16 protein-coding genes are annotated in these 13,265 nt (G+C 70.4%); 9 read left to right on the top strand and 7 right to left on the bottom strand.

Annotated features, from left to right (window positions below; all coding sequences use genetic code 11):
• The first annotated feature begins 63 nt into the window (after positions 1-63).
• The 5 genes from B116_RS0119805 to B116_RS0119825 all read left to right on the top strand — a co-directional run bounded on the left by B116_RS0119805 (position 64) and on the right by B116_RS0119825 (position 5,269).
• Positions 64-972: an ABC transporter ATP-binding protein gene (locus tag B116_RS0119805; protein ID WP_018720065.1), complete on the top strand. Its 909-nt coding sequence runs from the start codon at positions 64-66 to the stop codon at positions 970-972.
• The gene (locus B116_RS0119810) at positions 972-2,630 is read left to right on the top strand and encodes an ABC transporter permease (protein ID WP_027661087.1); all 1,659 of its coding nucleotides are present in this window, start codon (positions 972-974) and stop codon (positions 2,628-2,630) included. The genes B116_RS0119805 and B116_RS0119810 overlap by 1 nt, the downstream gene beginning before the upstream one ends.
• A gap of 75 nt (positions 2,631-2,705) precedes the next feature.
• The gene (locus B116_RS0119815) at positions 2,706-3,587 is read left to right on the top strand and encodes a hypothetical protein (RefSeq protein ID WP_026321327.1); all 882 of its coding nucleotides are present in this window, start codon (positions 2,706-2,708) and stop codon (positions 3,585-3,587) included.
• Between the two features lie 75 nt (positions 3,588-3,662).
• On the top strand, positions 3,663-4,553 hold the full coding sequence (locus B116_RS0119820) for a bile acid:sodium symporter family protein (protein ID WP_027661088.1): 891 nt from the start codon (positions 3,663-3,665) through the stop codon (positions 4,551-4,553).
• A gap of 122 nt (positions 4,554-4,675) precedes the next feature.
• On the top strand, positions 4,676-5,269 hold the full coding sequence (locus tag B116_RS0119825) for a TetR/AcrR family transcriptional regulator (RefSeq protein WP_018720069.1): 594 nt from the start codon (positions 4,676-4,678) through the stop codon (positions 5,267-5,269).
• A 3-nt stretch (positions 5,270-5,272) separates the two neighbouring features.
• On the opposite strand, the gene B116_RS0119830 is transcribed toward B116_RS0119825, so the two are convergent.
• The 3 genes from B116_RS0119830 to B116_RS0119840 all read right to left on the bottom strand — a co-directional run bounded on the left by B116_RS0119830 (position 5,273) and on the right by B116_RS0119840 (position 7,629).
• Positions 5,273-5,518, bottom strand: a complete 246-nt coding sequence (locus B116_RS0119830; protein WP_188116051.1) for a hypothetical protein — start codon at positions 5,516-5,518, stop codon at positions 5,273-5,275.
• Between the two features lie 213 nt (positions 5,519-5,731).
• Positions 5,732-6,307, bottom strand: a complete 576-nt coding sequence (locus tag B116_RS0119835) for a flavoprotein (protein ID WP_027661090.1) — start codon at positions 6,305-6,307, stop codon at positions 5,732-5,734.
• The gene (locus B116_RS0119840) at positions 6,304-7,629 is read right to left on the bottom strand and encodes a hypothetical protein (RefSeq protein ID WP_027661091.1); all 1,326 of its coding nucleotides are present in this window, start codon (positions 7,627-7,629) and stop codon (positions 6,304-6,306) included. The genes B116_RS0119835 and B116_RS0119840 overlap by 4 nt, the downstream gene beginning before the upstream one ends.
• A gap of 419 nt (positions 7,630-8,048) precedes the next feature.
• On the opposite strand from B116_RS0119840, the gene amcA reads away from it, so the two are divergent.
• Entirely contained in the window at positions 8,049-8,213 is a 165-nt protein-coding gene (amcA, locus tag B116_RS28820; protein ID WP_317888973.1) for a multiple cyclophane-containing RiPP AmcA, read from the top strand.
• Entirely contained in the window at positions 8,210-8,518 is a 309-nt protein-coding gene (locus tag B116_RS0119845) for a hypothetical protein (RefSeq protein ID WP_027661092.1), read from the top strand. The genes amcA and B116_RS0119845 overlap by 4 nt, the downstream gene beginning before the upstream one ends.
• Before the next feature lie 29 nt (positions 8,519-8,547).
• Here B116_RS0119845 and B116_RS0119850 read toward each other — a convergent pair whose 3' ends face one another.
• The gene (locus tag B116_RS0119850) at positions 8,548-10,110 is read right to left on the bottom strand and encodes an FAD-binding oxidoreductase (protein WP_027661093.1); all 1,563 of its coding nucleotides are present in this window, start codon (positions 10,108-10,110) and stop codon (positions 8,548-8,550) included.
• Between the two features lie 49 nt (positions 10,111-10,159).
• Here B116_RS0119850 and B116_RS0119855 point away from each other — a divergent pair, with 49 nt between their 5' ends.
• Positions 10,160-11,686: a glycerol-3-phosphate dehydrogenase/oxidase gene (locus B116_RS0119855; protein WP_027661094.1), complete on the top strand. Its 1,527-nt coding sequence runs from the start codon at positions 10,160-10,162 to the stop codon at positions 11,684-11,686.
• Positions 11,687-11,725: 39 nt separating this feature from the next.
• Here the strand turns inward: B116_RS0119855 and B116_RS0119860 are convergent, their stop codons facing one another.
• Positions 11,726-12,109: a hypothetical protein gene (locus B116_RS0119860; protein ID WP_018720076.1), complete on the bottom strand. Its 384-nt coding sequence runs from the start codon at positions 12,107-12,109 to the stop codon at positions 11,726-11,728.
• Between the two features lie 83 nt (positions 12,110-12,192).
• Positions 12,193-12,633, bottom strand: a complete 441-nt coding sequence (locus tag B116_RS0119865; RefSeq protein WP_026321330.1) for a hypothetical protein — start codon at positions 12,631-12,633, stop codon at positions 12,193-12,195.
• Here B116_RS0119865 and B116_RS27925 point away from each other — a divergent pair.
• On the top strand, positions 12,545-12,736 hold the full coding sequence (locus B116_RS27925; RefSeq protein WP_188116058.1) for a hypothetical protein: 192 nt from the start codon (positions 12,545-12,547) through the stop codon (positions 12,734-12,736). The genes B116_RS0119865 and B116_RS27925 overlap by 89 nt on opposite strands.
• Before the next feature lie 213 nt (positions 12,737-12,949).
• Here B116_RS27925 and B116_RS0119870 read toward each other — a convergent pair whose 3' ends face one another.
• The gene (locus B116_RS0119870; RefSeq protein WP_018720079.1) at positions 12,950-13,249 is read right to left on the bottom strand and encodes a BON domain-containing protein; all 300 of its coding nucleotides are present in this window, start codon (positions 13,247-13,249) and stop codon (positions 12,950-12,952) included.
• Positions 13,250-13,265 lie beyond the last annotated feature (16 nt).

Below are 13,265 nucleotides of genomic sequence, written 5' to 3' on the forward strand. Positions count from 1 at the left end.
GACATCGGACCAACCCCGGGGCTTCACCCTGCCCGGGTCTTCCCTCGAACGAGGTCTACGACCATGACCACGGCAATCGACATTCACCACATCGACAAGCACTTCGGTCGCATCAAGGCACTGGACGGTCTCGACTTGCAGGTCGAGACCGGCACCGTGCACGGCTTCCTCGGCCCCAACGGCGCCGGCAAGTCCACCACCATCCGGATCCTGCTGGGGCTGCTCCGCGCAGACCGTGGCCGGGTTCGGCTGCTCGGTGGTGATCCATGGGCCGACGCGGTGCGGCTGCACCGCCGGCTCGCCTACGTCCCCGGCGACGTGGAGCTATGGCCCAACCTGACCGGCGGCGAAGCGATCGACCTCTTCGCCCGCCTGCGTGGCGGGACCGACCCGGTTCGCCGCGACGAACTGTGCCAACGCTTCGACCTCGATCCCCGCAAGAAGGGGCGGACCTACTCGAAGGGCAACCGGCAGAAGGTAGCCCTGATCGCGGCGCTGGCCAGCGACGTGGACCTGCTTCTACTCGACGAGCCGACCGCCGGGCTGGACCCGCTGATGGAGGCGGTGTTTCAGGAGTGCATCCGGGAGGCCTGCGCGGCCGGCCGGACCGTCCTGCTCTCCAGCCACATCCTCGCCCAGGTCGAGGTGCTGGCCGACCAGATCTCGATCATTCGACAGGGGCAGATCGTCGAGACCGGCTCCCTGACCGACCTGCGTCACCTGACCCGGACCTCCGTGGACGCGATCGTTGACCAATCGGCCGCCGCGCTCGCCACCCTGGCCGGCGTACACGGGCTGCAGGACACCGACGGACACGTCCGCTTCGAGGTCGACAGCGATCACCTCGCCGTCGTCATCCGGCGGCTGGGCGAACTCGGCGTACGCGGGCTGACCGTGCGGCCACCAACCCTGGAACAGCTGCTGCTGCGGCACTACGGCGATGAGCCGGCGCGCCACGGGGCGGTGGCGTGATGGCGACCGTGATGGTGAACCGGCCGGTGGTCGCGGCCCCCAGCCAGAGCGGCGGCACGGTCACCGGGACCGGCACCCTGCTGCGGTTCATGCTGCGCCGCGACCGGATCCGCTTCCCGGCGTGGACCCTCGGTCTGGGACTGCTGATGGGGTACTTCGCCACCGCGCTGGAGACCTTCGTCGAGAGTCCGGCGGACCTGGAGGGGCTGACCGCCTTCTCCGGTAGCCCGGCCGGTGCGCTCTTCGGCGGCCCGGGATTCGGCTTCGACGACCTGACGATCGAGCGCTTCCTCGCCGGGCAGTACGGCCTCTACGTGGCTATCGGTGCCGGCCTGATGGGGCTGCTGACAGTCGTGCGGCACACCCGGGCCGAGGAGCGCTCCGGTCGGGCCGAGCTGATCCGCGCCAACGTGGTCGGCCGGCACGCCCAGCTCACTGCCGCGTTGGTGCTCGTCGCCACGATGGCCACGGTCGTCGCCATCCTGATCGGCGGCCTGATGGCCAGCCGGGGCTACGACCTCGGCGGGTCGTTGCTGTTCGGTGCATCGGTCGGCGCGGTAGCGCTGGTGTTCGCCGGAGTAGCGGCGGTCACCGTTCAGCTGTCGGAGTATCCGCGGGCCGCCTCCAGCACGGCCGGGGCCCTGCTCGGAGCCGCGTTCGTGCTGCGCGGACTGGGTGACATGGCGGCGGTGCAGGGCAGCGGCGCGTCGTGGCTGTCCTGGCTGTCGCCGGTCGGCTGGTCTCAGCAGACCGCGCCGTACGTACATGACCGCTGGTGGCCGCTGGCGATCTCGTTGGCCGTAGCGGTGATCGCCGCCGCCGGCGGCTACGCGCTGGCTACCCGCCGGGACTTCGGCGCCGGGCTCGTGCCGCCCCGACCTGGGCCGGCCCGGGCGGTGGCCTGGCTGGACGGGCCGCTCGCGCTCGCGTTCCGGCTGCACCGGGCCAGCCTGATCGGGTGGAGTGTGGGACTGCTCGCCGCCGGCCTCGCCTACGGTTCGTTCACCGAGCCACTGCTCGACGGCTTCACCGACGCGCCCGAGGACATGGTCGCCATCATGGGGGGCGCGGAGAACCTGCTGGACGGCTACCTCGGCACCATGGGTCTGACCATGGCGCTCGCCGTCGGGGTTTACGCGGTGCTCGCAATGCAGACGTTGCGCGCCGAAGAGACCGAGGGGCGGGCCGAGTCGGTCCTCGCGACGTCCGTGAGCCGTTCGGCCTGGATCGGCAGCCACCTCGCGGTGACGGCGGTCGGCGTACCGTGGCTGTTGCTGGTCGCCGGCGCCGGTATGGGCGTCGGGGCGGCGGTGAGCACCGGCGACGCCGGGTCCTTCGGTGGCCTGCTGCTCGGCCATGTGGCGCACACTCCGGCGGTCTGGCTCCTCCTCGCCGCCGCCGCGGTGCTGTATGCGGTGGCGCCTCGGGTCCTACCGCTGATCTGGGTGGTGCTCGGCTACGGGCTGATCGTCGGGTACTTCGCCCCGATCCTTGAGATTCCCGCCAGCGCCGTGTGGCTGTCCCCCTTCGCGCACGTCGGCGAACATCCGTTGGAGGAGGTCAGTGTGGTCGCGGTCCTGGTGTTGACCGTGCTCGCCGCGGTGACCGCCCAGGTGGCTCGCCTGGTGTTCCGGCGGGACGTGGTCGGTCGAACCTGACCGGGTGGCCCGTGGGGCGGCGAGAGATCGTCGCCCCACGGGAACCTTCCGGCGCCAGGCCGCGTCTAATCCGACATGACCAATAGTCGACTCCGCTGGACGGCGCCCGCCGTGTCGCTGCTCCTGCTCGTCACCGCCTGCGGCTCGCAGGGCGAGGCGGCCAACGCTGACGATCCCGGCCAGCCGGAGGGAGCCCACCCGCCCGACGCGGTGGTGTTCCAGATGACCTCCGTCGGCGGCTTCGCGATGCCGTCGGCGCTGGCCAGCCGCATCCCGTCGATCAGCGTCTACGGAGACGGGCGGGTGATCAGCGAAGGCCCCACGACCCTGATCTACCCTGGGCCCGCACTGCCCAATCTCCAGGTCCACCCGATCGCCCCCGAGGATGTGTCAACGCTGCTGGAGTCGGCGCGGGCCGCCGGTGTGGACGGCGCGGTGGACTTCGGCACTCCGGCGCTCGCCGACGTGCCGACAACCCGATTCACGGTTCGCGGCCCGAACGGCACCGAGCAGATCGACGTCCCGGCCCTCACCGAGGCGGGCGGCGACGCGTCCGGCCTCACCCCCGACCAGCGGGCGGCTCGGACGCAGCTGCGGGCGTTTGTCACGTCGCTCACCAGTGATTCGGGTCCGCTGGCGCCGACCCAGGGCGCCAGCGCGCAACCCTACGTGCCCACCATGCTCGCGGGCATCACGGAACCGTACACCGATCCGGAGGGCCTAGGTCAGCCCGAGGTGGCCTGGCCCGGGCCAACGCTGCCCGGTGAGCCCCTCGGCACCGCCAACGGGCCGGGCTGTGTGACCGTCACCGGCGATGCGTTGCAGACGCTGCTCGCAGCGGCGGCGGAGGCCACCGCGGCGGCGCCGTGGACCTCGGACGGCAAGAGCTGGTTGGTGCAGCTGCGACCGTTGCTGCCGAATGAGACGAGCTGCGGGGACCTCCTGTCCAACGGCTGACGCCGGCCCAGGCCGCGCAGCGCGAGCCAGCCGGGGGATTGCGGCGGCGAACGTGAGGGTTGACCATGTGCTGCCATGGACTCGGCATTGACCCTGATCGGATTGCCCGTCGCACTCGGCATCATCATGCTCGGCCTGGGCCTCGGGCTGACCGTGGCGGACTTTCGTCGGGTGGCGCGCTACCCGAAAGCCGCCCTCATCGCCCTGGTGTGCCAGGTGCTGGTGCTGCCGGCGCTCTGCTTCGGACTGGTGCTCGCCTTCGACCTGGCCCCGGAACTTGCCCTCGGGATGATGCTGCTGGCCGCATCCCCCGGGGGCACCACCGCCAACCTTTTCAGCCATCTGTTCGGCGGACACGTCGCCCTCAACATCACCCTGACCGCCATCAATTCGGTGCTGGCCGTGGTCACCCTGCCGATCGTGGTCAACCTCTCGGCCGCGTACTTCCTCGCCGACGAGGGGAGCCTGGGCCTTCAGTTCGACAAGGTGCTGCAGGTCTTCGCCATCGTGCTCATCCCGGTCGCGATCGGCATGCTGATCCGGGCCCGGGCGCCCCACGCCGCCGTACGCCTGGACCGGCCGGTCCGGATCCTATCGGTCGTGGTGCTCGTCGCGGTGGTCGTCGGCGCGGTGCTGAACGAACGGGAGAACCTCGCCGACTACTTCGTCTCGGTCGGGCTGGTGGTGTTGGCGTTCAACGTGCTCAGCCTGGCGGTCGGATACGGGGTGCCCCGGCTGGCCGGGGTGGATCGGGGCGCCGCGACCGCGTCCGGATTCGAGATCGGCATCCACAACAGCACCCTGGCGATCACCGTCGCGCTCAGCCCGGCGTTGCTCAACAGCACCCGGATGGCCATCCCCGCCGCGGTCTACGGCATCGTCATGTTCTTCACCGCCGCGGCTTTCGGCTTTCTGGTGACCCGTAGCGGTTCCCAGCCGAAGGGGCCGGTTGGCCAGAATCCGTAGCCGACTCCCCGGCGATCCTGGGCCGGTCGACAGTAAACCGGGCCAACGGCATCGCGGTGGGTGCTCCACGACGGTGCCGGTCGGCTCAGATTCCGCGGCAGAGGGGATGGTAGACATTCGGCGTGGTGGAGTGGAGCCGGACCGGTGAGCGTGGCATCGAGGACGCGGTTCTGGACGCCGCCCGTGACTGTGTCCTCGCTTACGGCGTACGTCGTACGACGGTGACTGACGTGGCGCGTCGTGCCGGGGTCTCCCGGATGACCGTCTACCGGCGCTGGCCGGACGTGCAGTCACTGATCGGTGATCTGATGACCCGGGAGTGGCAGCAGGTGCTGCTGGCCACGGCGACCGACGAGGGCGCCGGGCACGCCCGGTCCCGCCTGGTAGCGCGGGTGGTGGCGGGCGCGCGGGTGCTACGGGAACACCCGTTGCTGTGCAAGATCCGCGACGTTGATCCGGAGGTGCTGATCCCGTACCTCCTCGACCGGCGCGGCGCGGGCCAGGAGGAGATGCTGCGGTTCTTGGTGGACGCCGTCGCCCACGGCCGGGCTGACGGGTCGGTCCGGCCCGGTGAGGCCGAGACCATGGCCCGGGTTGTCCTGCTGACCACGCAGTCCTTCGTGCTCTCCGCCCGGACCGTCACCGACGGCCTCCCCGCCGCCAGCCTGGACCGAGAACTGGCCCGGTTGGTGGACGGCTACCTGCGGCCAGACTAGAACTCATCCCCCGCTGATCTCCCGCATGGTCCCGTCCGGGCCCATCCGGAAAGTCCGCGGCTGCCCCATGACGCGCCTCGCCTGCTCATGGGCCGCCTCGCGGGCTGCCTGTTCCTCGCCCGTTGGGTCAGCGACGTGGAATCCGTGCATGTGAACGGCGTCTGCGTCGATGTCGTCCGGTTTCGGGAGTCCTTCGAGGATGAAGCCGAACAAGGCGCGTAGGGCCATGCCATCCCCGATCTGTCGCAAGTGCACGCACTCTACTCGGGCAGGCCGTCCGGTTCGCGCTGGACCAGGGCAAGCCCAGCTTAGGGGAGGGCATCCTGGTTGGCCGGTATGTCAGCACCGGAGTTTGGCCGGTACCGGCACCGAGTTGCAGGACAAGGATGTGGTGGTGGCCCCCAGGTCGTGAGTTCGGTGGCGGCATTCGCGCCGAGAGGTGGCCGGTGACGGCATTCGTGGTCAGAGGTGGCCGATAGCAGGCGGTCGAGGTTCGTGGGCGAGCCGGACCGCTGTGGTGAACGCTGTTGTCCAGGGGAAGGCCTTCTGCCGCTCATTGCCGCTGCCGGGCGGGTGTGGTTCCCATTGGTCGCCGGGGCCGAGTAGGACATGTATCCCCTCGTCGCGGAGGCTGGCCACGGCGTGCTGGAACGGCGCCCGCGCGGCGAGGGCGGCGTTGACGAACGGGACGATGACGGTCGGTACCTGCCTGCCGATCAGCTCGGCGACTGAGGTCATGGCGTAGTTGTCGGCTAGACCGAGGGCGATCTTGTTGATCGAGTTATAGGTCGCGGGGGCGATGACCAGGGCGTCGGTGGCGGGAAGTGACCGGCGGGTGCCGCGTGACGGTTGGTAGGTCGACCGGACTGGATGGCCGGTGAGGCTTTCGAGTGGCTGCGGTTCGATGAAGTTCATCGCGCTCGGGGTGGCGGTGACCGTCGCTGTCCAGGATCGGTCCTGTGCGGCCTTGACCAGCTGGGCTGCGTTGGTGGCCGGGCCGGCGCCGCAGACGACGATCTGGAGGTGACCGCCGGTCACAGTGCGATCCCGGAGCTTTGGGCGAAGTCGACAGCGGCGGTACGGGTGGAGCCAATGGCGAGGACGGCGAGGTCGCTGGCGATGCGCTGGACCGCCGGTCGGCAGCGGATCTCCTCGGGTGCCACCTCATAGGCGGTGCGCAGCGCGCCGAGGCCGTGTTCGTAGCGGCCCCACTGGGTGTAGGCGCGTGCCAGGTCCACGTACAGCGATGCCCGGCGTTCGACCAGCGTCACCTTGCCCAGCGCAACGGTGCGGGCGATCGCGATAGCGGTGCCGGCATCGCCGAGGGCCAGGGCGATGTTGACCTGGTGCAGCAGGACGTTGACGGCGCCGAAGCCGGTCCACCGATCGTTGCCGTCGTAGCCGAGGCGGGCCGCGGCGCGCGTTGCTCCATCGAGCATCGCGTAGGCGGTGTCCCGGTCGTCTCGGCGGGCGGCGGCGATGGCCCCTCGAAGGACGAGGGCACCGTAGACGGCCACCGCATCGGTCGACACGAGGCGGGTGTCTCGGTCGAGTGAGTCGGCCGCTTTCGCGGCGAGGGTGACTGCCTGGTCGTCGTGGCCGTTGCTCATCAGCGCATGGGCCATGATCCGGGCACTCGCGGCAATCGCCACCGGGTCCTGGCTCAGGGCAGCGGCCCGGGTGCTCCGTTCGGCCGCTACCAGGGCCGGCCCGCGGTCGCCCACTTTCAGCAGGACGCTGCCGACGACGTGGTACAGGTCAGCGGCCAGGACCTCGACCCGTTGCCGTTGTTCACCCGTCGCACCTGACCGCACCGCTTCGAGGCAGGGCAATAGCGTCGCGAGTCCGTTGAGTACCCGCCCATACCGGCAGGCCTGATAGTCGACCTTGGCGGCGGCGACGGATCGGGAGAACTGCGGAAAGGTGAGAGCCGCATCCGCTGCGGGAACGGGCGAGAAGAACGCGTCGAGCAACGGAGCGACGTTGGGCGTGGCAGCGACGCCGATCGCTGCTCCGCGTAGGAGGGCTCTCCGTCGCACGTCACCCCCCGAATCCGAGTCGCGGTCTCCGCCATCGCCAGTATCCGCGTTCCCGCCGGCCTCCGGCCATGCGGCACCGCTGGTGCCCACCGTGCGCAGGGCCTCGAAGCGTGTCCGTGCCTCGGGTGTGGCTCGGGACAGCACGGTGTCCAACGCGGCCTGCATGTCGGCGCGGGGAAGCACCTTGTCGCCCTGGCTGCTCCACTTGGCCACGGTCCGCCGCGCCGCGCCGAGGTGCTCGGCGAATCCGGTCATGCTCATCCGTAACGCATGTCGTAGTGCGTTGGCGTCCCGGCCGGTCCAGGTCGTCACCGTCGTCATCGCACGTCCTTCCGGAACGGACAGTCATCGGTGGAGGTGATGCTAGCCGCACGTGGGGTGACGGTAGGTGCACTGCGGGTGCATCGCCGAGACATTCCGGCCGTGCGCCGTCTAGGCCAGCCTGGTTGTGCCGACGCAACCGATCCAAGCGGTGCGCCGGTGGGCCAGCGGCAACCTTACGGCAGGGAGATCCAGATGGACGTGTCGATCGGTGACAGGTCGGAATGCGACCCAAACCACCGGCCAGGGCTAGTGCCGGGCACTCCGTCGACCGCACGGGTGATTCCCCATTCGCGTACCGCCAGCAGGGCTGCGTGGGTGGGTGACCGGCGGTCTGCTCCCAGCCGCCGGCCGACGGCGGTGGGCTTGCCAGCTTGCCGGCAAGCCCACCGCGCACCCGCGTCGTCCGGATGTCGGCGATGACGACGTATGTGTCTCGGTACGCTGCGACCGGCCAGCTGACAGCAGACCGCATAGCGTCGATCCCGGCATCGACGCGGCCGTTCTCAGCTGATCCGCCACTGCTGACGCACGTATGGCGGATCGTGTTTGAGCGTCAGGCGCGGGACAGCGAGCGTCGATGAGCAGGCATGACGTGCCTCCTGTTGCGGTCGGCCCGAAGATGCCGTCGGAGCACCTGCCGCTGCGTCCACTCTGGCTGTGCCGCCGATGCGGGCAGCCATGGCCCTGCGGCGCGGCGAGGCTTGCCCTCCTGGATGAGTATCGAGAAGTGTCGGTGAGCCTGTTCCTCTACCTGGCTGGCTGCCTGCACGACGCGATCGACGACCTGCACCGGCTCAACCCGAGCGTCACGAGCAGCGCCTCCGACCTGTTCGACCGGTTCCTCGGCTGGCCTGCCCGAGTGGCGTGCCCACCTCGCGCTGATTAGCCGGCTCGGTGTGCCCAGCACCGGTACGGCTATGGCACCAGGATGCCGGGGTTGAGAATGCCGGCCGGGTCCAGGTGCCGCTTGACCGTCCGGAGCAGGTCAACGGAGAGGTCCCCGATCTCGGCCGCGTACCAGTCGCGGTGATCCGTGCCGACTCCGTGATGGTGGGTGATCGTGCCCCCGGCGCTGGCGATCGCGTCGCTGGCCGCCGCCTTCGCGATGCGCCACCGGTCGATCGGGTCGGAGCCGGGGGAGCAGATCACGGTGAAGTACAGCGAGGCGCCGGTCTCGTAGACGTGGGAGACGTGCGCCAGCACGAGTGCGCCCTCCGGCAGTGCGTCGAGGATCGCCGCCCGGACCCGTTCGTGCACCTCGGGCAGGCGGGACCAGTATGCCGCGGTCTCCAGCGTCTCCGCGAACGCTCCCGCGTCCAGCAGCGCGTCGCGCAGGTACGGAGCGTCGAAGCGGTGCCGTTGCCAGTGCCGTCCCGGCTCGGCGCCCAGCGGTTGGCCGCCCTGCGCTGCCAGTACCGCGGCGGCCATCTCGGCGGTGGCGTGAACCTGCTCGCCGTCGTACCCGACGACCAGTAGGCAGCCCCCGTCGGATCGGCCCTGACCAGCCGCCCCGATCAGGGTTTCGACCTCGTCGGAGAGTCGCAGTACGGTGGCCTGCGGCCCTTCCTGCGCCAGCCTCCGTACGGCGTGCAGCCCGGCGGGGAAGGAGTCGAACCGCCAGCCCTCGTAGTGTGTCTGCGCCGGGATCGGTCGCACTCGTACCGTCACGTCGGTGATAACGCCCAGCGTCCCTTCGCTACCCAGGAAGAGCTGTCGCAGGTCGGGGCCGGCGGCGGAGGCGGGGGCGCGTCCCACCCGGATGGTGCCGCGGGGGGTGGCGACGGTCAGCGCGGTCACCAGTTCATCGAAGCGGCCGTACCCGGTTGACGCCTGTCCGCAGGAGCGGGTGGCGGCGAAGCCGCCGATGGTGGCGTACTCGTAGGACTGGGGAACGTGGCCGAGGGTGAGCCCGTGCTCGGCGAGCAATTTCGCGGCGCGGGGGGTAGGTAGCCCCGCTTGGAGGGTCGCGGTTCGGGAGACGGCGTCAACGGCGAGGATCCCGTCCAGCCGGCTCAGGTCGATGGTGAGGTGTGCGGGCGCGGTCGGTGTCAATCCGCCGACGACCGAGGTGCCACCCCCGAAGGGGACCACGGCCACCCGGTGCCGGGAGCAGAGTTCGAGAATGGCGAGGACCTCGGCGTGGTTGGCGGGGCGGACCACCGCCTGCGGGGCTTGGTGGAGCGTGCCGCGGCGCCGTCGTAGGAGCTCGGGTGTGGACAGGCCAGTTGCGTGGCGGGCCCGGATCGGCCGGGAGGTCAGTACGTGGTCGGTGCCGACGGCGGCCCGGAGCGCGGCCAGGACCGCGCCGTCGGGTTGGGCTGCGGGCATCGCGATGTCGGGCAGGGGCACGGCCGGAGGCGCGGGTTTCAGCTCCAGTAGCTGCGCCAGTAGCTCCGAGGCGGAGTCCGGTAGGGGCCGTGCTCCCGAGGCCAGCCCCCAGCGGGTCCATCGGTCGGCGTCTTCCCCATCTCCATTCATGTGTGACACAGTGACATTCAGTGTCACTTTTCGGCAAGGGGGTGTGCGCATGGATGCCACGCTGACTGGGCCACGCCGGGACCGGGAACTCGCCGAGCTGGCCGAGGGCGGCGCCGTTGACCTCCTCGTCGTCGGGCTCGGCGTCACCGGCGCGGGCGTGGCGCTGGATGCCGCCAGCCGTGGCCTCTCCGTGGCCGCCGTCGAAGCCCAGGACCTCGCCCACGGCACCTCCCGCTGGAGTTCCAAGCTGGTCCACGGTGGACTGCGCTACCTCGCCCACGGTCAGATTCGCGTCGCCTACGAGAGCGCGATCGAACGCCACGTCCTGATGACCCGCACCGCCCCGCACCTGATCCGGGCGCTGCCGATGTTGCTGCCCACGACCGACTACACCATTGGTTGGCAGGATCGGGCCGCGGCGGTCGGGCTGCGCGTCGGCGACCTGCTGCGCGTCAGTGCGGGAACCACCCGCCGGACCCTGCCGGGTACCCGACGGCTCGGCTCGGCCGAGGCGGGTGCGATGGCGCCGATGTTGCGCCGGGTCAGCCTCCGCGGTGCCCGCCTGTCCTGGGACGGCCAGCTCTGCGACGACGCCCGGCTCGTGGTCGGTCTGGCCCGCGCGGCGGCGGCGCGCTCCGCCCGCATCCTGCCCCGCGCCCGGGTGATCGAACTGCACGGCGACGGCGCCACCGTCGAGGACACCCGCACCGGGGAGACACTGCACATCGCTGCCCGCGCCGTGATCAACGCCACCGGTGTCTGGGCAAGTAGCCTCACCCCACACGTGCGTCTGCGGCCCTCCCGCGGCACTCACCTCGTGCTGCCCGCTGCGGCGCTAGGTGGACTCTGGGCCGGTCTGACCATCCCGGTACCCGGCGATTTCGCCCGCTACGTTCTCGTGCTGCCCCAGACCGATGGCCTGGTCTACGTGGGCCTGACCGACGAGCCGTTGGCCGGACCCATCCCGGACGTACCGGAGCCCACCGAGGCCGACATCGCGTTCTTGCTCGACGTGCTCAACGGCGTCCTTGACCGGCCACTGCGCCGCAGCGACGTCCTCGGCGCCTACGCCGGGCTCCGGCCGTTGCTCGCCGACGCCGCTGACCGTACCGCGGACCTCTCCCGACAGCACGCCGTCATCGACGGCCCGGACGGGGTCATCAGCGTCGTCGGCGGAAAGCTCACCACCTATCGGCGGATGGCCGAGGACGCGGTGGACACCGCGGTGCGTTGTCGGGACCTGACCGCCGGTGCCTGTCGTACGCGCCGTCTCCCGCTCCCGGGCGCCGCGAGCCCCGCGCACCTGGCGCGGGTCCCGGCGCCCCGGCGTCTGGTGGCCCGCTACGGTGTCGAGGCGGTCGACGTCCTGGCCGAGGCGCCAGCGCACCTTCACCGGCCGATCGGCGCCGAGATTCCAGTCACCGGCGCCGAACTACTCTGGGCTGCCCGGCACGAACTAGCCCGCACGGTCGATGATCTGCTGGACCGGCGAACCCGCCTCGGGCTTGTTCCCGCCTACCGGGACGCGGCGCTGCCGGTGGCGGGTGAAGTCCTTGAGCTCGCCGCGACCCGGTGACCGGGGTCGCATCGCTGGCCCTCCGCCGGGCCTAGCCGCCTACCTGTCACCGGTCGGCTCGGCCCGGACCTCGCCCGATGTTTGGATGCGTCGGCGGTCCTCGCGGATGGTGGATCGGATCGCCGGTAGGGAGGCCTCCGGCGCGAAGATCAGTGCGTACCAGCGGTCCAGCATGGTGCGGAGCTGGGTGATGCTGGCTTGGAGCCGGTGGCTTCGCTCGTTCGAGGCGCGTAGCTGCTCCCGGATTGTCTGCGCCTCGGCCTCCAGCTCGGCCATCCGGATCCGCATTGGCTGCACCAGGGTCAGGGCGGTGTCAGTGAGCACGTCGGCCGCCTCGGCGCGGAACTTTCCCCGCTTCACCACCACGGCGGCGATGGTCGCGAACCCGCCGGCGCCACCAAGGACGCCGACTACCGACAGCACGACCTGGAGCCATTGCGGGGCGGCGGCTGCGGCATCGGTCGAGGGCGGGGGTGGAGGTGGGGGCGGAGGTGGGGTCGGGGCTGTCATGGGAACTCACCAGCCAGGTCCGGGGCTGGGCGCTGCGGCTCGACCAGCCGGTGTAGATCGTGCAAGAGCTCCCCGCCACGCCACCACGAACCGAAGGCCACCGCGGTGGTGAAGGAGACTGAGGTGACGGCGGCCAGGCCGCCGCCGACTCCAAGGGTGATCGCATACATGCTGGTGACGGCGCCGAGCATCAGCATGGACGCCAGTTCCAGCCCGAGTCCGGTGGCGTACCGGCCTGGCCACAACAGCCCGGCGATGCCGATCAGACCGGCGATGATCAGTCCCAACTGCCAGCCGATGCGGATCGGCTCGGGCATGGCGACCGCCACGGTAGGTGGCGCCCCCAGGATGAGCATCACCGTGCCGCACATGGGCGAGGTGAAGACGACGGCATTCTGGAACGGCCGTCGATTTCGCCAGATCAGCCTTTTCCGCACCGCAGCTCCTCAGGTGGTCACTCGCCGAGCCGGTCTCGGGGACATGCTCGGACCGGCGCTGCGCGAGGAGGGGATGACGACGAGCGTCATTGATTGCCGATAGATCAGTCATATCACTCGGCGGAGCTGTTACCAAAAAATGCTGAGATCCGACAAAACCCCAGGTCAAGAGGGCTGTCGTGGTGATTAGTGGCCTGGGTGGAACGGTCCGGCGTCGCCGTCGGTCGGAATTGGCGTTGCGTCAATCGGAGTTGGCGTTGCGTCGGTCGGGACTGACTATTCCGTCGATCGGAGTTGGTGCTGGCTTCGATCGCGGTCAGCGCTGCGGGCGGCCCCGCTGCGCCACCCGCAGGGTATTGCACACGTCGGCCACGCCTGGGATATCCCACGCGAGCTCGCCCGCGACCTGCCGCGTCTCGAGGTCGGCAATGACGCCGGCCAGGATGATCACTCGGTTCTGCACGGTTACGGTGATCTGCTGGCGGCGCGTCGTCCAATCGGCGCTAAGCCGTTGGGTGGCTATCGCGGCGAGCCGAGCGTCCTCGTCGTGGTGTGCTGGCGGGTCCCAGGCAGGGCGGAAGGGATCGTCGTCGGGCGGGGGCCAGGGCATGACCATGTGGCAGTCCTCATCG

It is taken from the genome of Salinispora fenicalii (genome assembly GCF_000514815.1).
Classification (GTDB): Bacteria; Actinomycetota; Actinomycetes; order Mycobacteriales; family Micromonosporaceae; genus Micromonospora; species Micromonospora fenicalii.

Excerpts from the sequence above, each read along its gene's own strand:
- B116_RS0119805 (WP_018720065.1), top strand. The coding sequence starts at position 64 with ATGACCACGGCAATCGACATTCACCACATCGACAAGCACTTCGGTCGC.
- B116_RS0119810 (WP_027661087.1), top strand. The coding sequence starts at position 972 with ATGGCGACCGTGATGGTGAACCGGCCGGTGGTCGCGGCCCCCAGCCAG.
- B116_RS0119815 (WP_026321327.1), top strand. The coding sequence starts at position 2,706 with ATGACCAATAGTCGACTCCGCTGGACGGCGCCCGCCGTGTCGCTGCTC.
- B116_RS0119820 (WP_027661088.1), top strand. The coding sequence starts at position 3,663 with ATGGACTCGGCATTGACCCTGATCGGATTGCCCGTCGCACTCGGCATC.
- B116_RS0119840 (WP_027661091.1), bottom strand. The coding sequence starts at position 7,629 with ATGACGACGGTGACGACCTGGACCGGCCGGGACGCCAACGCACTACGA.
- amcA (WP_317888973.1), top strand. The coding sequence starts at position 8,049 with ATGACGACGTATGTGTCTCGGTACGCTGCGACCGGCCAGCTGACAGCA.
- B116_RS0119845 (WP_027661092.1), top strand. The coding sequence starts at position 8,210 with ATGAGCAGGCATGACGTGCCTCCTGTTGCGGTCGGCCCGAAGATGCCG.
- B116_RS0119850 (WP_027661093.1), bottom strand. The coding sequence starts at position 10,110 with ATGAATGGAGATGGGGAAGACGCCGACCGATGGACCCGCTGGGGGCTG.
- B116_RS0119855 (WP_027661094.1), top strand. The coding sequence starts at position 10,160 with ATGGATGCCACGCTGACTGGGCCACGCCGGGACCGGGAACTCGCCGAG.
- B116_RS27925 (WP_188116058.1), top strand. The coding sequence starts at position 12,545 with ATGAGCATCACCGTGCCGCACATGGGCGAGGTGAAGACGACGGCATTC.
- B116_RS0119870 (WP_018720079.1), bottom strand. The coding sequence starts at position 13,249 with ATGGTCATGCCCTGGCCCCCGCCCGACGACGATCCCTTCCGCCCTGCC.